This is a genomic window from Streptomyces sp. NPDC002619 (genome assembly GCF_042889305.1).
Lineage (GTDB): Bacteria > Actinomycetota > Actinomycetes > Streptomycetales > Streptomycetaceae > Streptomyces.
In genome coordinates this window covers 36,941-53,694 of the sequence record NZ_JBIAQV010000002.1, presented here as the reverse complement: position 1 = coordinate 53,694, position 16,754 = coordinate 36,941, and the positions used below count along the sequence as shown (strand labels likewise).

The following is a 16,754-nucleotide window of genomic DNA, read 5'->3' as shown; positions in this document are numbered from 1 at the left end:
GATCTTGCGGAATTCGGAGCGGCTCCGATCGCTCGTGTCGTTCCTGTTACCGAGTGAACGCATCGGTATGGCTGTGTTTTTACGGGGCGGGCCACCACGATTCGCCTACGCGCGGTAAGTTTCTGGCCATGCCACGTGGACGTCACCGCCATTCCCCGCCTTTGCACAGGCTGTTGCCGCCTTCGACGATCGCAGGGGTCTCCCTGGTCTGCGCTCTGGGTCCCTGGGTGTTCACGGAGACCATGGTGCTCCGTTCCCTCGCCGCGGTCGCCGCGGCCACCGCGGTCGGCGGCGCGTTCGTCATGCGCCGCTGGGACGCCCAGGCCGGCAAACAGGTAGCCGACCTCGAACGCGCGCGTGCCAGCGACGACTGGCGGCACGAAGAGCGGGTCGCCGAGCTGGAGACCGACCTCGAGGAGTCGCGCGAGCTGCGCACCAAGCTCGAGCAGCGGCTGCGGGCGAAGCGTGCGGAGTTGGCGGGGCTGCGCAACGAGCACGCCGCCCTGCTGCGACGGTACGCCACGGCGGAGACCGAGCGTGCCAGCGCCCTGGAGGGCCGCCGCCTGCTGGAGATAGAGGCGACCACGCCCGCGCGCGCGTTGCCGCCCGCGCCCGCCGCGCCGGTGGAGGCCGAGGCTGTGGCTGCCCCGGCCGACACCGAGGCGGCCGAGGCGCCCGTCATCGTCGGGCCGCCCCGGACGCCGGATGCGTCCGAGACCACCGAGGCGTCCGAGACCGCCGAGGAGAAGCCCACGGCTCCGGCCGTGTTCTCCCCGGAGGGCTCCCAGCTGTTCCTGCGGGCCGAGGCGGCACTGTCCCGGTTCGACAACGGTGACGACGAGACGGCCCCGGACGCGTCCTCCCCCAAAGGAGAAGGCGCCGAGGACGGCGTGACGGAAGCCGCTGCCGGGACCGGGGCGAAGGGCACGCGGCAGGAGACTGCCGAGGAGCTCGCCCAGGAGGACGACGCACAGGGGCAGCCCGCGGCGGTCGACGGGCATGAGCACGCGGCCGCCACCACCACGCCGGCCCGGGTCCTGCCCGCCAAGCCGGCGCAGCAGCCCTCGGGACACTTCACCGTGCCGACCGCCGTCGCCGTCGTACCGGCCGCGCCCGTACGGCGTCCTGCCGTCGAGGGCGGGTTCGACTTCTTCGGCATGCAGAAGGGCACGCCGTCGGGCGCCCTGGACACCGTGCACAACGAGGACCTCGCCGACGTGGTCGGCCAGGAGGCGCTCGCCCTCCACAAGGCCGAGTCCGAGGCGGAGTTCAAGCCCGCCCACGCGGCGGCGCGCGGCGTCGGCCAGGTCATCGACCTGACGGCCCACGACGAGACGGAACAGATCGACATGCAGGGGCTGCGCAGCGCGGCTTCCTGAGCGGCGGGACGCACCCGGCATCAGGCATTCAGGTCATCCATCGGTCCGGCAGTGCGTCCCTCCGCCCCGTCCGGGACCTCTCCGCCTGCCCGCGGAGCAGCTCCGCGGCCTCCTCGGCGCCCCGCAGGCGGGCCGTGACGCTCTTGTCGGCCCCGGTGTCCACGTGGACGTCGGCGAGCCGCCACAGACGCTCCCAGGGGCCTTGGGTGAGCCGAACGCTCTGGACCTTGGCGTGCGGCACCAGGGACAGACTCCGGCGCAACAGACCGTGGCGGGCGGCGAACACGGTGTCGGTGACCGCGACGCCGTAACCGCGCCACCACAGCGGCACGCACCGGCCGGCCCGTCGCGGCGGGCGTTCCGGCGAGCGCGGCACGCTCACTCCAGGCAGCACGCGCGCGACGACGGCCTCGGCGACCGCGCGCGGGGCGACCGGCACCAGCACGGAGTTCGAGGACCCGGCCACGTCGAGCTCCACCCGCACCCAGCCGAGCCGCCGCCACAGCAGCGGCTCCACGATCCGCACGGTCTGCACACGCCCCGGCGGCACCGTCTCGTGGGTGCGGTCCAGCAGCCCGTGGTCGATGCGCAGCCCGTCAGGGGATTCGGCCACCGTCCAGTCGTACTCGGCGACGAACCGCCCCACACTGCTCGCGCCCGCTGCGCCCAGCAGCGGCAGTCCGGTGGCGAGAACCGTCCACACGCTCTGGGTGGCCAGCCACAGTACCGGCGGTACGACGAGCGCGGCGGCCAGAGAGCCCCAGGTGGCGCCCGTCAGCACCAGGGAGAGTGCGAGCTCGCGCGGGGGCAGGCGCAGCAGCTCGCGCGCCGGCGCCTCGCCGACTTCGTGCGCCGTCTCGGGCGCGAAACCGGCGGCGCGCGCGAGCAGCTCCGCGCGCAGGGCGCGCGCCTCGTGCTCACCGAGGAAGGCCAGCTCGTCCTTCTTCTCGGCCCCCACGACGTCGATCCTCAGCTTGGCGACACCCGCCACGCGCGCGAGGAGCGGACGCGAGACGTCCACGGCCTGGATCCGCTCCAGCCGGATGTGCGCGGAGCGCCGGAACAACAGGCCCGTACGTATGCGCAGTTCGCTGTCGGTCACCGCGAAGTACGTGAACCACCAGGACAGGAACCCGTAGAGGGCGGCAGCCGGGACCAGGACGGCGAGCCCGGCCAGAAGCATCGTCGTGGTCAGCCTCGTCAGCTGCTCCTGCGCCTGGTTCGGGTCGTGCGCGGCCCACCCGACGAGTACGGCGACCGGCGCCCACGCCCGCCGGAACGGCGTCACGGGATGCAGTCGCCGCTCCGTCACAGGCCGTTCCTGGCGTACGTCGCCGACGGCGCCCGGGGTCGTCACAGGCCCGCCGATCGGGCCTCGCCGAGTTCGGTGAGCCGGTCGCGCAGCCGTTCCGCCTCGGCCGGGTCGAGGCCCGGGATGGTCGCGTCGGTCGCGGCGGCCGCGGTGTGCAGCTGGACGCTGGCGAGTCCGAAGTGCCGCTCCACGGGCCCGGAGGTGACCTCCACGAGCTGCATGCGCCCGTAGGGCACCACGGTCTCCTCGCGCCACAGGACGCCGCGGGTGATCAGCAGGTCGTCGGCCCGCTCGGCGTACTTCCAGGAGCGCCAGTTGCGGCCGAGGAGCACCCAGCCCCACGCCATCAGCGCCAGCGGCAGCAGCGCGAACGCGGCCCAGGCGGGCCCGGCGAACAGACCCGGCAGCAGCCCCGCGGCGAGTGCAGCCAGCCCCAGCCACACCACCAGCAACAGCCGCCGCATCCGCAGCAGGCCCGGCGGAAGCCCGGTCCACACCGGCTCGGCGCCGGCCGCCCCGGTCGTACCGGCGCCTCCTGAGGTCCCCGCGTTCTGTGAGCTCCCCGTCTCCATACGGTCAGCGTACGTAGGGGAGACTGTGTTCATGACTCCTACGACGGAGACCACGGTCGGGATCGGCGGTGCCGCGGAGAGCACCGACATGGTGCTCAACATCGGCCCGCAGCACCCCTCCACGCACGGGGTGCTGCGGCTGCGGCTCGTGCTGGACGGCGAGCGCATCGTGCACGCGGAACCGGTGATCGGCTACATGCACCGGGGCGCGGAGAAGCTCTTCGAGGCGCGCGACTACCGGCAGATCATCATGCTCGCCAACCGCCACGACTGGCTGTCGGCCTTCTCCAACGAGCTCGGCGTGGTCCTCGCCGTGGAGCGGATGCTCGGCATGGAGGTCCCCGAGCGCGCGGTGTGGACACGCACGCTGCTCGCCGAGCTGAACCGGGTGCTGAACCACCTGATGTTCCTCGGGTCGTATCCGCTGGAGCTGGGCGGCATCACCCCGGTCTTCTACGCGTTCCGGGAGCGCGAGGTGCTCCAGAACGTCATGGAGGAGGTCTCCGGCGGACGCATGCACTACATGTTCAACCGCGTCGGCGGCCTCAAGGAGGACCTGCCCGCCGGCTGGGCCTCACGCGCGCGTGGCGCCGTCGCCGCCGTGCGCTCGCGCCTGGACGTCTACGACGACCTGGTCCTCGGCAACGAGATCTTCCGGGGGCGCACGCGGGGCGTGGGGTCGCTCGCGCCGGAGGCCGTGCACGCGTACGGCGTGAGCGGGCCCGTAGCGCGCGCCTCGGGCGTCGACTTCGACCTCCGCCGCGACGAGCCCTATCTGGCCTACGGGGAACTGCAGGACACCCTGCGGGTGATCACGCGCGAGGAAGGTGACTGTCTCGCCCGTTTCGAGTGCCTCCTGGCGCAGACACACAACGCCCTGGAACTGGCCGACGCCTGCCTCGACCGGCTCGCCGAACTGCCGCCCGGACCCATCAACCAGCGGCTCCCGAAGGTCCTGAAGGCACCCGAGGGACACACGTACGCGTGGACCGAGAATCCCCTCGGCATCAACGGCTACTACCTCGTCAGCAAGGGCGAGAAGACGCCGTACCGGCTGAAGCTGCGCTCGGCCTCGTACAACAACATCCAGGTCCTGACCGAGCTGCTGCCCGGGACGCTGGTCGCGGACATGGTGGCGATCCTGGGGTCGATGTTCTTCGTGGTCGGCGACATCGACAAGTAGCCGCCGGGCAGGTCAGGCGGGGCCGGTCGCGTCGAGTGGGTCCGGGATTCCAACCCGCTGCACCAGCCAGCCGAAGTCTCCGAGCCCGCCCGGTGCGGTGAGCTCGGCGGCCTCGCCGGCGCGCGCGAGGGCGCGCACGTACTCCGAGGGATTTGTGGAGGCGAGCGCGAGCGGGGGGCGCACGCCTGCGATGCCCAGGGCGCGCAGAACGTCGCGCTGCACCAGCAACCGCGCGCGAGGCAACGAGCGCGCCGCCCCGCGCGCCGCACGCGCGCCCGGACCGGCGCCCGACCCCGACCCCAACACCGCGCCCCCGTCCCGCACCGGACCCGTGCCCCGCCCGGCGTGCGCGTCTTGCCGCGCGCCTCTGTCCCGCGCCGTGCTCGCCTCCGGCACGGCGCTCGCCTCCGGCCGCGCGCCGGTATCGCGCGCCGAGCCCGAGCCCGAGCCCGAGTCCAGCCCGGCGCGTGCGTCTTGCGCCGCGCCCCCGTCCCGCGCCGCGCATGCCTCCCGACCGGTGCCTTCCTCCTGCCCCGCGCCCCCTCCGAGCGCACCGCTTCCTCCCAGTGCCGCGCACGCGTCCAGTGCCACATGTGCCGTGATGTCGCATGACCCGTCCGGGACGGGAGTCGTCTCGTGGCCCTCCACGAAACCGGTGAGCGTGCCGAACGGGGGGCGGGTGTCGGACGTGTGGGCGTAGTCGACCGCCACTGCCGCTCCTCGCGCGACGCGTGCGACCGCGGATGCCCATGCCTGGTCCCTGGGCAGGCCGATCTCCGCGCGCAGGCCCTCCTCGGGTGGCAGTGGCCACCAGCGTGCGAGCCACTCCGCCTCCGGACCCGACACCGGTGCGCCGAGACGCTCGGCCCCGCCGTCCCGTACGAGCACCAGCCGGGGCACGCCCGTGGAGTCCACCTCGGCAACCTCCACCGGTACGTCGTCGAGCCACTCGTTGGCGAACAGGAGGCCGGTGATCTGCTGAGGGGGCTCGCTCAGCCAGGTGATCCGGTCGTCGAGGCCGACGGGGCGCTCGGCGAGGTCCACGGCGTATGCACGCGCGCGCGTGGCCACGTCGGCGGGAAGCGCGGCGAGGACGCCGGTGACCAGTTCGCCCCGCCCGGCGCCCATGTCGACGAAGTCCAGCCGCTCCGGCCGCCCCAACGCCTCGTCGACCCGGCACAGCAGCCGTGCGACGGCGTCGGCGAAGAGCGGTGAGGCGTGGACGGACGTACGGAAGTGGCCGGCAGGGCCCTCGGGGCGGCGGTAGAAGCCGCCGGGACCGTAGAGGGCCGCCTCGGTGGCCGCCCGCCAGCCGCGCCACACGCGCGTGGCCCCGCCCTCCGTGTCCCGCGCATCGCGGCCGGCCCCGTCCGCTGTCTCGTCCGTCACCGCAACAGACTAGGCGCACAGGTGATCACGGCCTCCACCTTGCGGAGTATGCGCGTCGGGTGCGGATCGGCCCTCCGGTTGACCCCTGCACACATCGCGTATCCCTACTCTGGGTTACGTGCAGCGTCTCTATGACTTCCTCCGCAGGCACCCGACATGGGTCGACACCTTCTGGGCCGTCGTCCTGCTCGGAATCGCCGGTGTGAGCGTCTCCAGCGTCAACGGGGCGCCGGACCGTCACGGAAGCCTGGGGGCGGCGATCGCCGTCTCGGCCGTGATGTGCCTGGTCATCGCGCTGCGCCGGCGTATGCCGGAGAAGATGCTGCTGCTGGCCGCCGCGACAGGACTGGTACAGCTGGTTCTGGACGTCGAGACGACGGTCGCAGACTTCGCGATGCTGGTGATCGTCTACACGGTGGCGGCGCTCGGCGCGCACTGGGCCTCACGCTTCGCCCTGATCGCCGGACTGTGTGCCGCGCCCCTGGCGCAGATCCGCTGGCCGCAGGGGCACTCGAGCGTCCTGGGCAACATCGCGATAGCCGTATTCCAGACGGTGCCGTTCGCCCTCGCCTGGGTGCTCGGCGACTCCGTGCGCACGCGCCGCGCCTACTTCGAGCAGTTGGAGGAGCGCGCCGCCCGGCTGGAGAAGGAGCGTGAGGCACAGGCCAAGGTCGCGGTCGCCGCCGAGCGCGCCCGGATCGCGCGCGAGCTGCACGATGTGGTCGCGCACAACGTGTCGGTGATGGTCGTGCAGGCCGACGGCGCCGCCTATGTCCTCGACTCCGCGCCCGACCAGGCCAAGAAGGCCCTGGAGACGATCTCCTCCACCGGCCGCCAGGCCCTCGCCGAGATGCGCCGCCTGCTGGGCGTCCTGCGCACCGGCGAACACAAGGAGGTCGGCGAATACGTCCCGCAGCCGGACGTCGAGCAGATCGACGAGCTGGTGGAGCAGTGCCGCAGCTCCGGCCTGCCCGTCGACTTCAAGGTCGAGGGCACCCCGCGCCCGCTGCCCAGCGGCGTCGAGCTGACCGCGTACCGCATCGTGCAGGAGGCACTGACCAACACGCGCAAGCACGGCGGGCCCAACGCCGGGGCCAGCGTGCGCCTCGTCTACTTCGACGACGGGCTCGGTCTGCTCGTCGAGGACGACGGCAAGGGCGCCCCGCACGAGATGTACGAGGAGGGCGGCGTCGACGGTCAGGGCCACGGCCTCATCGGCATGCGCGAGCGGGTCGGCATGGTCGGCGGCACCCTCGACGCCGGCCCCCGCCCGGGCGGAGGATTCCGCATCAGCGTCCTGCTTCCGCTCAAACCGGCGCACTGACGCCGTCGTACGCCCCTGTTGGCACCTGTCACGCTCCCACCAACGGCAACAACCACGGAAGAGGCCCCGATGACGATCCGCGTGATGCTCGTCGACGACCAGGTGCTGCTGCGCACCGGGTTCCGGATGGTGCTCGCCGCCCAGCCGGACATGGAGGTCGTCGCGGAAGCGGGCGACGGCGTCGAGGCGCTGCAGGTGCTGCGCGAGACGGCCGTCGACGTCGTCCTCATGGACGTCCGCATGCCGAAGCTGGACGGCGTCGAGACCACCCGCCGCATCTGCGCGGAGCCCGACCCGCCGAAGGTGCTGATCCTGACCACGTTCGACCTCGACGAGTACGCGTTCTCCGGGCTGAAGGCGGGCGCCTCCGGCTTCATGCTCAAGGACGTGCCGCCAGGTGAGCTGCTGGCCGCCATCCGCTCCGTGCACAGCGGCGACGCCGTTGTCGCCCCCTCCACCACCCGGCGCCTTCTCGACCGCTTCGCGCCGATGCTGCCTGCCACCGGCAAGGAGCCCCGGCACAAGGAACTGGAGCGGCTGACCGACCGCGAGCGCGAGGTCATGATCCTGGTCGCCCAGGGCCTGTCGAACGGTGAGATCGCGGCCCGACTGGTGCTGTCCGAGGCGACGGTGAAGACCCACGTCGGCCGCATCCTGACCAAGCTGGGCCTGCGGGACCGGGTGCAGGTCGTGGTCCTGGCCTACGAGACGGGTCTGGTGCGGGCCGGCGGACACGGCTGACCGGTGAACCGGCATGCCTGCTGACCGGACCGGCTATCGGAGGATGCCCTCCAGGAAGTCGCTGCCCAGCCGGGCGACGACCGTGACGTCCAACTGGTGCAGCACATATCGGCCGCGGCGGCGGGTGGAGACCAGGCCCGCCTTCTTCAGCACGCCGAGGTGCCGGGACACCTCGGGTGCGGTCAGGCCGTGGACCTGTGCCAACTCGCCGGTGGTGTAGGCGCTGCGCGCCAGATGGCGGCATATCCGCATCCGGACCGGGTGGGACAGGGCCGCCATCCGCAGCGTGAGCTGCTCGACCGACGGCGGCGAGGCCAGCTCAGGGGAGCCCACGGGGTAGTGCAGGACCGGCTGCCAGCCGTACCGGTACAGCACGTTGAGATGCGGCCAGCCCAGGCTCGTCGGGACCAGGAGGAGGCTGCCGCCGGTGGTGACGGCGCGGCCCTCGCTCAGCTTGTCCACGGTGATCAGCCCGGCCGCCTCGTCGAGTGCCACGGCGGGCGAGACCGCGGCGAGTGCCTCGGCCAGCCCCTTGTGCCGCAGCAGCTCGGTCTTGTGCCGGGCGTCCGCGGCGAGCTGATGGCGCAGCCGCGGCCAGGTGTCGGCGAAGACCGCCTCGTCGCAGTCCTCCAGAAACCGTCGTACCCACGCGCGGACGCTCGGCGGGTCGGCGATCAGCCGCCGGGTGAACCGCACCTGGCGCGGGCCGCGCGCGGCGGCCACCTCCAGGACCCGGCGCCGGGTGGTGGCGTCGGACAGGATGTCCGGGACCTTCGAGTCATAGGCGGGCGCGCACGTGAACTCCAGCGCCGCGTCCACGAACTGTTCGTCCGTCAGCTTGTCCAGCAGGTCCAGTTCCTCGGCGAGCGTGGCTGCGGGAAGGGCGCCGGGGATGCCCGCGTACGGCAGGAAGAGGTCCGAGTACGTCGTCCGCCACAGGAAGTCCGCCTCGCACATGCGGTCGGCCAGGTGCGAGTCCAGGCGGGCGGTCACGCCGGTCACCCAGCCCTGCAGGCCCGGGTGGTGTCCTGGCTCCGACAGCGCGTGCAGCGCCATGCCGAGCTCGGCCAGGGGCGAGGGCACGACGGCGACCCTCTCCGGCCGCAGCCCCGCGATGTCGATGCGCACGCTCATGCCCCCATGGTGCACGCCGCCACTGACAACGCCGTCGCCGATTGACGGCGGCCGTCAATCGACGCGACTTCGTCGTTGTGGCGGCGCAGGCTGGGGCCACCGGGGCAGCCGCGGAGCCCGATCATCCACATCCCGAGTACGTCGCGAGTGCGTCGCGCGTACGTCCCGAGAAGGCGATCCGCCATGAACGTCACCCAGCAGTACCTCCTGGACACCTATCGCGCCGGCCAGCACGGCGAGCCCGCCCCGCCCGCGCCCGGCACCGGGGACGCACGCCTGGTGCGCGAGCTGCGCGAGTACCGCCGGTTCCGCGCCGTCCTGGCGGGACTCCCGGCTCACGGCCGCCTATGGCTCGCCCTGAGCCGCCGGCTGCCCCCCGCGCGCATCGTAAGAAGCCTCTCCGAGGCACCCCGGCGCCCGGTCAGTCCCGCTGAGGCAGTCGCGCCACGAACTCGGCGACGGCCTCCTTCACGTCGTCCGCCGTCCACTCCAGACCGGCCTCGACGACGGTGACCTCGGTGAGCGAGATGCCGGGGCCGGTCGACTGCCAGCCGGCCGCGAAGAGAAGCACCGAGGTCTCCTCGGCCTGGCGCACGGCCGTCTCCGCCAGTACGTCCGCGTCGTACGGCAGCCAGACCTGGAACTGGTGCGTGTGCGGCTCCTCGGGGTGGACGCGCGCCCATGGCACCCCGGCCTCGGCGAACCCCTCGCGCAGCGCGGCGGCCACCACGCGCGCGTGACGCACGTACCCCGGCAGCCGGGGCAGCTCCCGCTCCAGCCCGACGAGGGCCGACAGCACGGTCGGGAACTGCTGGAACATCATGCCGCCGTACCGGTGCCGCCAGGTCTTCGCGTCCTCCACCAGGGTCCGCGGGCCGGCCAGCGCGGCGCCGCCGAAGCCGTCCAAAGACTTGTAGAACGACACGTAGACGCTGTCCGCCAGATCCGCGATCGCGTCGAGGCGGCGGTCGAAGTGCACCGTGGACTCCCACAGGCGCGCGCCGTCCAAGTGGACTACCGCGTCGCGCTCCCGTGCGGCGGCGACGGTCTCGCACAGCTCCTTCCAGGTGGGCAGCACGAAACCGGCGTCCCTGAGGGGCAGTTCGAGCATCAGCGTCCCGAAGGGCTCCGTGAGGTCGCGCACCTCGTCGGCCGTGGGAAGCCGGGGCTCATTGGTCACACGGACCGGGCGCAGGCCGCTGACCTGGCTGAGCGCGTTCCGTTCGTGCACCTCGGGGTGGGCCAGCGGGTGCAGGGCGACCGTGGGGTTCCCGGTGCGGGCCGCCCAGCAGCGCAGGGCGACCTGCTGGGCCATCGTGCCGGTAGGGAAGAACGCGGCGGCCTCCGTGCCGAGCAGCATGGCGACGCGCTCCTCCAGGGCGGCCACGATCCGGTCGCCGTACATGTCCGCGGGCTCGTCCAGGTCGTACACCTGGGGGCCCGCCTCCTGGAGCAGCGCGAGCCGTTCCCGGATTGTGTTGCGGAAGCCCGAGCGCGACAGGACGCGCCGGGCCTGCCGGTGGGCGGCCGCCCGGCGCTCCCGCATCCGCTCCGGTGCCGTCCGCTCTTCTGCCGACCGCTCTTCGCCGTGCTCAGCCTCGTCGCTCATGCACCGGATCATGCCGTGCCCGGTCGCCCTTGGGCATCCCAGATTCCACAGGCGCGGTACGACGGTACGACCGGAAGTCACAGCCTGTGGACAACCGACCGGCCCCCGACCCGATCGCGTTAACATGACGAGAAATCGTCCGGTACCCAGAGCGGACTGGAACGGGAAGGCCTCCGTCGCGTGAGTACAGACCAGCAGCCAGAACTCAAGGACCGCCCCGCGCGGCTCGCCGTCGGCGTCGTCGGCGCCGGCCGCGTGGGCCCCGCGCTGGCCGCGTCCCTCCAGCTCGCCGGGCACCGTCCGGTGGCCGTCTCCGGGGTCTCCGACGCCTCCCGGCGGCGCGCCGCGCTCCTGCTGCCCGACGTGCCCCTCGTCGCGCCCGCCGAGGTTCTCCGGCGCGCCGACCTGGTGCTGCTCACCGTCCCCGACGACACCCTGCCCGGCCTGGTGACGGGCCTCGCCGAGACCGGCGCTGTACGGCCGGGACAGCTGCTCGTGCACACCTCCGGGCGGTACGGCGCGAAGGTACTGGACCCGGCTCTGCGCGCGGGCGCGCTGCCGCTGGCCCTGCACCCGGCGATGACCTTCACCGGCACCCCGGTGGACGTCCAGCGGCTCGCCGGCTGCTCGTTCGGCGTCACCGCGCCCGACGAACTGAGGCTGGCCGCCGAGGCGCTCGTCATCGAGATGGGCGGCGAGCCGGAGTGGATCGCCGAGGAGAACCGCCCGCTCTACCACGCGGCCCTCGCCCTCGGCTCCAACCACCTGGTGACTTTGGTGGCCCAGTCCATGGAGCTGCTGCGCGCAGCCGGTGTCGAGGCCCCCGACCGGATGCTCGGCCCGCTGCTCGGCGCGGCCCTGGACAACGCCCTGCGCTCCGGTGACGCGGCGCTGACCGGGCCCGTCGCGCGCGGGGACGCCGGTACGGTCGCCGCGCACGTGCGCGAGCTGCGCGAGCACTCCCCGCAGACCCTCGCAGGCTATCTGGCGATGGCCCGCGCGACCGCGGACCGGGCCCTCGCCCACGGACTTCTGAAGCCGGAGCTGGCCGAGGACCTCCTCGGAGTGCTCGCGGGCGGCGGCGACGGAGACCCCCTCGCGGGCGGCATCGACGGAGACGACCGATGAACGGGGCAGGACACGCGATGACGCGGGCCGGACTCCGGGCCGCGAGGGAGGGCCACGCAACCACGCGTGTGCCCGAAGGGGGCCGGCGCATGGTGCGCGTGCCGGAGGGCGGTTGCAGGACCACCTGCGGGCTGGAGAACGGCCGCCGGACCACGCGTGTGCCCGAAGGGGGCCGGCGCATGGTGCGCGTGCCCGAGGAAGGTCGCAGAACCACGTGCGTGCCCGCGATGGGCCACCGATCGACGTGCGTGCCCGAGAGGGGCCGCCGCACGGTGCGCATGCCCGAGAACGGCCGCCGGACCACGTGCCTGCCCGAAGCGGCCCGCCGCACGGTGAGCGTGCCCCAGAAGGGCCGCCCCGCGACGCGTGTGCCCCAGAACGGAGACGACCGATGACCACCGCCCTGCTGAGCACCGCCGACGAACTGCACGCGCGTGTGCGCCGTGGCCGCCGGGCCGTCGTGATGACCATGGGGGCCCTGCACGAGGGCCACGCCACGCTGATCCGTACCGCGCGCGAGATCGCGGGGCCCGACGGCGAGGTCGTCGTGACCGTCTTCGTGAACCCTTTGCAGTTCGGCGCGGGCGAGGACCTCGACCGCTATCCGCGCACCCTCGAAGCGGACCTGAAGATCGCCGAACAGTCCGGCGCGGACGCCGTGTTCGCGCCCTCCGTGGACGAGGTCTACCCCGGCGGTCAGCCTCAGGTGCGGATCTCCGCCGGGCCCATGGGTGAGCGCCTGGAGGGTGCGTCGCGCCCCGGGCACTTTGACGGCGTGCTCACCGTCGTCGCCAAGCTGCTCCACCTCACCCGCCCCGACGCGGCTCTGTTCGGCCAGAAGGACGCCCAACAGCTGGCCCTGATCCGACGCATGGTGCGGGACCTGAACTTCGGCGTCGAGATCGTCGCCGTACCGACGGTGCGCGAGGCCGACGGCGTGGCCCTGTCCAGTCGCAACCGCTATCTGTCGGTCGACGAGCGGCGTACCGCCATCACCCTGTCCCGGGCCCTGTTCGCGGGCCGCGACCGGCACGCCGCGCAGGAGGCGCTGCGCGCGCGTGCCCGCGAGGTGCCCGCCACGCGTGCGCGTGCCGAGGCGCTCAGCGCCATAGGGGAGTCCCGCGCGGCCGCCGACGCCCACGCGGTGGCGAAGGCCGCGCCCGGCGGTCCGGCGGCCGTCCGCGCCGCGGCCCGGCTCGTCCTGGACGAGGGTGCCCGGTTCGACCCGCCGCTGGAACTGGACTACCTGGCCCTGGTCGACCCGTCCGACTTCACCGAGATCGAGGACGGTTTCACCGGCGAGGCCGTGCTCGCCGTCGCCGCGCGGGTCGGGACGACTCGGCTGATCGACAACATCCCCCTCACCTTCGGATCCTTCGGAGCCGCCTCGTGACCAGCACAGGCATACGACTGCACGCACCCGCGCCGGGGTGGTCCATCGCCGCTGACGTGGTCGTCGTCGGCTCCGGTGTCGCCGGCCTCACCGCGGCCCTGCGCTGCGAGGCCGCGGGCCTGAGGACGGTCGTGGTCACCAAGGCCCGCCTCGACGACGGCTCCACGCGGTGGGCACAGGGCGGCGTCGCCGCGGCCCTCGGCGAGGGCGACACCCCCGAGCAGCACCTCGACGACACCCTGGTGGCGGGCGCGGGCCTGTGCGACGAGGAGGCCGTAAGGATCCTCGTCACCGAGGGACCCGACGCCGTACGGCGGCTCATCGAGACCGGTGCGCACTTCGACGAGTCCACCGAGGGCGAACTGGAGCTCACGCGCGAGGGCGGCCACCATCGCCGCCGTATCGTGCACGCCGGCGGCGACGCGACCGGTGCCGAGATCTCTCGCGCCCTCGTCGAGGCCGCACGCGCGCGTGGCGTGCGCATGATCGAGAACGCGCTCGTGCTGGACCTGCTGACGGACGCCGACGGCCGTACCGCGGGCGTGAGCCTGCACGTCATGGGCGAGGGCCAGCACGACGGCGTGGGCGCCGTGCACGCCCCCGCGGTCGTGCTCGCGACCGGCGGCATGGGGCAGGTGTTCTCCGCGACCACCAACCCGTCGGTGTCCACCGGCGACGGCGTGGCGCTCGCCCTGCGCGCGGGCGCGGAGGTCTCCGACCTGGAGTTCGTGCAGTTCCACCCGACCGTGCTGTTCCTCGGCCCGGACGCGGAGGGCCAGCAGCCGCTGGTCTCCGAGGCCGTGCGCGGCGAGGGCGCCCACCTGGTCGACGCCGACGGCGTGCGCTTCATGGTGGGGCAGCACGAACTGGCCGAGCTGGCGCCCCGGGACATCGTCGCCAAGGCCATCATGCGCCGCATGCAGGAGCAGGACGCCGAGCACATGTTCCTCGACGCCCGGCACTTCGGCGCCGAGATGTGGGAGCACCGTTTCCCGACCATCCTGGCGGCCTGCCGCGCCCACGGCATCGACCCCGTCACCGAGCCCATCCCGATCGCCCCGGCCGCCCACTACGCCTCCGGCGGCGTCCGTACCGACGCCCAGGGCCGTACGACCGTTCCGGGCCTGTACGCGTGCGGCGAGGTCGCCTGCACCGGCGTGCACGGCGCCAACCGGCTCGCCTCCAACTCCCTCCTCGAGGGCTTGGTCTACGCCGAGCGCATCGCCGCCGACATCGCCGCGCGCCACGCGGAGGACCGCCTCCACGCGCGCGTTCCCGAGCCGGTGGCCCACCCCGAGAAGCCCGCGCACCCACTGCTCGCCCCCGAGGCCCGGTTCGCGATCCAGCGGATCATGACCGAGGGCGCCGGTGTGCTCCGCTCGGACGAGTCCCTGGCCAAGGCCGCGGACCAGCTCCAGCGGCTGCACACCGAGGCACGCGACGCTCTCGACGAGAACGGCAAGACCGCCGAACCCGGCGTCGACACCTGGGAGGCCACCAACCTCCTGTGCGTCGCGCGCGTCCTGGTCGCCGCGGCCCGGCAGCGCGAGGAGACCCGAGGCTGCCACTGGCGCGAGGACCACGCCGAGCGCGACGACACGCACTGGCGGCGCCACATCGTCGTACGGCTGAATCCGGACCGGACGCTGGCCGTACACACCACCGACACCGCAGACTTCCCCCCGACCCGGCCCAACCGCAAGCCCCAGCGTCCCCAGGAGCAGTGACCAAAGTGAGCACCCCCGACCTTCCCCTCGCCTCCTCCGGCGGCTGCGGCGACGGCTGTGCCTGCGGCGCCGACGGCGACGCGGAGTACCTGGAGTGCGGGCTCGACCCCGCGCTCGCCGAGCTCCTGGCCGACGCCGGACTCGACCCCGTGGAGGTCGAGGACATCGCGAACGTCGCGATCCAGGAGGACCTCGCCCACGGCGTGGACGTGACGACCGTCGCGACCATCCCCGAGGACGCCGTGGCCACCGCCGACTTCACCGCGCGTGAGGCGGGCGTGGCCGCCGGGCTCAGGGTCGCGGAGGCCGTGATCTCGGTCGTCGCCTCGGACGAGTTCGAGGTCGAACGGCATGTCGAGGACGGCGACCGCGTGGAGGCAGGGCAGAAGCTCCTGTCGGTCACCACGCGCACGCGTGACCTGCTGACCGCCGAGCGCAGCGCGCTGAACCTGCTGTGCCGCCTGTCGGGCATCGCGACGGCCACGCGCGCGTGGGCGGACACCCTGGAGGGCACGAAGGCACGCGTGCGGGACACCCGGAAGACGACGCCGGGACTCAGGTCGCTGGAGAAGTACGCGGTGCGCTGCGGCGGCGGCGTGAACCACCGCATGTCGCTGTCGGACGCGGCACTCGTCAAGGACAACCACGTGGTCGCCGCGGGCGGCGTCGCGCAGGCCTTCGAGGCCGTACGGGCGGCCTTCCCGGACGTACCGATCGAGGTCGAGGTCGACACGCTGCACCAGTTGCGCGAGGTCGTCGACGCCGGCGCTGACCTGATCCTGCTGGACAACTTCACGCCCGGGGAGTGCGAGGAGGCGGTGGCCATCGTGCACGGGCGCGCGCTACTGGAGGCCTCGGGCCGGCTGACGCTGGAGAACGCGAAGGCGTACGCCGACACCGGCGTGGACTACCTGGCCGTCGGCGCCCTCACCCACTCCTCGCCGATCCTGGACATCGGCCTGGACCTGCGTGAGGCGGAGTAACGAACATGCTCCTCACGATCGACGTGGGCAACACGCACACCGTCCTGGGCCTGTTCGACGGTGAGGACATCATCGAGCACTGGCGGATCTCCACGGACGCCCGCCGCACGGCCGACGAGCTGGCGGTGCTGCTGCAGGGCCTGATGGGCATGCACCCGCTCCTCGGCGAGGAGCTGGGCGACGGCATCGACGGGATCGCGATCTGTGCGACCGTGCCGTCCGTACTGCACGAGCTGCGCGAGGTGACACGGCGGTACTACGGCGACGTGCCCGCGGTGCTCGTGGAGCCCGGGGTGAAGACCGGCGTGCCGATCCTCACCGACAACCCCAAGGAGGTCGGCGCGGACCGCATCATCAACGCGGTCGCCGCCGTCGATCTGTACGGGGGTCCGGCGATCGTCGTGGACTTCGGCACGGCGACGACGTTCGACGCGGTGTCCGCGCGCGGGGAGTACGTCGGCGGGGTCATCGCGCCGGGCATCGAGATCTCGGTCGACGCGCTCGGGGTCAAGGGCGCGCAGCTGCGCAAGATCGAGGTCGCCCGGCCGCGCAGCGTGATCGGCAAGAACACGGTCGAGGCGATGCAGGCGGGCATCGTGTACGGGTTCGCCGGACAGGTCGACGGGGTGGTGACCCGGATGACCCGGGAGCTGGCCGACGACCCCGACGACGTGACGGTGATCGCCACAGGGGGTCTCGCGCCGATGGTCCTTGGGGAGTCGTCGGTCATCGACGAGCACGAGCCGTGGCTGACGCTGATCGGCCTCCGGCTGGTGTACGAGCGCAACGTGTCCCGTATGTGAGCACCGCGTGGTCATCGGTGAACACTGAGCCATCACCGTCCAGGTGGGTGGGTCCCGAGCGCCACGCGCGGCGCCTT

The 16,754-nt window shown here is 72.9% G+C and carries 14 protein-coding genes and 1 pseudogene; 10 read left to right on the top strand and 5 right to left on the bottom strand.

What is annotated here, in order from left to right:
* The first annotated feature begins 128 nt into the window (after window positions 1-128).
* A complete protein-coding gene (locus ACFYXB_RS04350; RefSeq protein ID WP_389577547.1) occupies window positions 129-1,379 on the top strand; it encodes a hypothetical protein in 1,251 nt (416 codons plus the stop codon).
* 28 nt (window positions 1,380-1,407) lie between these two features.
* Here ACFYXB_RS04350 and ACFYXB_RS04345 read toward each other — a convergent pair whose 3' ends face one another.
* Window positions 1,408-2,736, bottom strand: coding sequence for a PH domain-containing protein (locus tag ACFYXB_RS04345; RefSeq protein ID WP_389577545.1), 1,329 nt, complete (start codon window positions 2,734-2,736; stop codon window positions 1,408-1,410).
* The gene (locus tag ACFYXB_RS04340) at window positions 2,733-3,263 is read right to left on the bottom strand and encodes a PH domain-containing protein (protein ID WP_351350049.1); all 531 of its coding nucleotides are present in this window, start codon (window positions 3,261-3,263) and stop codon (window positions 2,733-2,735) included. Before ACFYXB_RS04340 ends, ACFYXB_RS04345 begins: the two co-directional genes overlap by 4 nt.
* Window positions 3,264-3,294: 31 nt before the next feature.
* On the opposite strand from ACFYXB_RS04340, the gene ACFYXB_RS04335 reads away from it, so the two are divergent.
* Window positions 3,295-4,446, top strand: a complete 1,152-nt coding sequence (locus ACFYXB_RS04335) for an NADH-quinone oxidoreductase subunit D (protein ID WP_389577542.1) — start codon at window positions 3,295-3,297, stop codon at window positions 4,444-4,446.
* A 12-nt stretch (window positions 4,447-4,458) separates the two neighbouring features.
* Here ACFYXB_RS04335 and ACFYXB_RS04330 read toward each other — a convergent pair whose 3' ends face one another.
* Window positions 4,459-5,835 (bottom strand): SAM-dependent methyltransferase, encoded by a 1,377-nt coding sequence (locus ACFYXB_RS04330; protein WP_389577539.1) that lies wholly within the window; start codon window positions 5,833-5,835, stop codon window positions 4,459-4,461.
* Window positions 5,836-5,953: 118 nt separating this feature from the next.
* On the opposite strand from ACFYXB_RS04330, the gene ACFYXB_RS04325 reads away from it, so the two are divergent.
* Both ACFYXB_RS04325 and ACFYXB_RS04320 read left to right on the top strand, forming a co-directional pair.
* Entirely contained in the window at window positions 5,954-7,159 is a 1,206-nt protein-coding gene (locus tag ACFYXB_RS04325) for a sensor histidine kinase (RefSeq protein ID WP_388499792.1), read from the top strand.
* 69 nt (window positions 7,160-7,228) lie between these two features.
* On the top strand, window positions 7,229-7,900 hold the full coding sequence (locus ACFYXB_RS04320; RefSeq protein ID WP_351350055.1) for a response regulator transcription factor: 672 nt from the start codon (window positions 7,229-7,231) through the stop codon (window positions 7,898-7,900).
* A 33-nt stretch (window positions 7,901-7,933) separates the two neighbouring features.
* On the opposite strand, the gene ACFYXB_RS04315 is transcribed toward ACFYXB_RS04320, so the two are convergent.
* Window positions 7,934-9,034, bottom strand: coding sequence for a DUF5937 family protein (locus ACFYXB_RS04315; RefSeq protein ID WP_389577535.1), 1,101 nt, complete (start codon window positions 9,032-9,034; stop codon window positions 7,934-7,936).
* A gap of 183 nt (window positions 9,035-9,217) precedes the next feature.
* On the opposite strand from ACFYXB_RS04315, the pseudogene ACFYXB_RS04310 reads away from it, so the two are divergent.
* Window positions 9,218-9,406: pseudogene (locus ACFYXB_RS04310) on the top strand (hypothetical protein); the annotation flags it as partial.
* Window positions 9,407-9,455: 49 nt separating this feature from the next.
* Here the strand turns inward: ACFYXB_RS04310 and ACFYXB_RS04305 are convergent.
* Entirely contained in the window at window positions 9,456-10,643 is a 1,188-nt protein-coding gene (locus ACFYXB_RS04305) for a threonine aldolase family protein (protein ID WP_389577533.1), read from the bottom strand.
* A gap of 180 nt (window positions 10,644-10,823) precedes the next feature.
* Between ACFYXB_RS04305 and ACFYXB_RS04300 the strand changes: the two genes are divergently transcribed.
* From ACFYXB_RS04300 to ACFYXB_RS04280, 5 genes are all read left to right on the top strand, one after another.
* A complete protein-coding gene (locus ACFYXB_RS04300) occupies window positions 10,824-11,771 on the top strand; it encodes a Rossmann-like and DUF2520 domain-containing protein (RefSeq protein WP_389577531.1) in 948 nt (315 codons plus the stop codon).
* A 391-nt stretch (window positions 11,772-12,162) separates the two neighbouring features.
* A complete protein-coding gene (gene panC / locus ACFYXB_RS04295) occupies window positions 12,163-13,164 on the top strand; it encodes a pantoate--beta-alanine ligase (RefSeq protein WP_389577528.1) in 1,002 nt (333 codons plus the stop codon).
* Complete coding sequence (locus ACFYXB_RS04290; RefSeq protein WP_389577526.1) at window positions 13,161-14,891, top strand: L-aspartate oxidase; 1,731 nt, start codon at window positions 13,161-13,163, stop codon at window positions 14,889-14,891. The genes panC and ACFYXB_RS04290 overlap by 4 nt, the downstream gene beginning before the upstream one ends.
* A gap of 5 nt (window positions 14,892-14,896) precedes the next feature.
* Window positions 14,897-15,874, top strand: coding sequence for a carboxylating nicotinate-nucleotide diphosphorylase (gene nadC, locus ACFYXB_RS04285; protein ID WP_351350067.1), 978 nt, complete (start codon window positions 14,897-14,899; stop codon window positions 15,872-15,874).
* Between the two features lie 5 nt (window positions 15,875-15,879).
* Entirely contained in the window at window positions 15,880-16,677 is a 798-nt protein-coding gene (locus tag ACFYXB_RS04280) for a type III pantothenate kinase (RefSeq protein WP_351350069.1), read from the top strand.
* The last annotated feature ends 77 nt before the right edge of the window (window positions 16,678-16,754 follow it).

Coding starts and splice junctions, on each gene's coding strand:
- ACFYXB_RS04320 (WP_351350055.1), top strand. CDS start 7,229: ATGACGATCCGCGTGATGCTCGTCGACGACCAGGTGCTGCTGCGCACC.
- ACFYXB_RS04315 (WP_389577535.1), bottom strand. CDS start 9,034: ATGAGCGTGCGCATCGACATCGCGGGGCTGCGGCCGGAGAGGGTCGCC.
- ACFYXB_RS04350 (WP_389577547.1), top strand. CDS start 129: ATGCCACGTGGACGTCACCGCCATTCCCCGCCTTTGCACAGGCTGTTG.
- ACFYXB_RS04280 (WP_351350069.1), top strand. CDS start 15,880: ATGCTCCTCACGATCGACGTGGGCAACACGCACACCGTCCTGGGCCTG.
- panC (WP_389577528.1), top strand. CDS start 12,163: ATGACCACCGCCCTGCTGAGCACCGCCGACGAACTGCACGCGCGTGTG.
- ACFYXB_RS04305 (WP_389577533.1), bottom strand. CDS start 10,643: ATGAGCGACGAGGCTGAGCACGGCGAAGAGCGGTCGGCAGAAGAGCGG.
- ACFYXB_RS04340 (WP_351350049.1), bottom strand. CDS start 3,263: ATGGAGACGGGGAGCTCACAGAACGCGGGGACCTCAGGAGGCGCCGGT.
- ACFYXB_RS04335 (WP_389577542.1), top strand. CDS start 3,295: ATGACTCCTACGACGGAGACCACGGTCGGGATCGGCGGTGCCGCGGAG.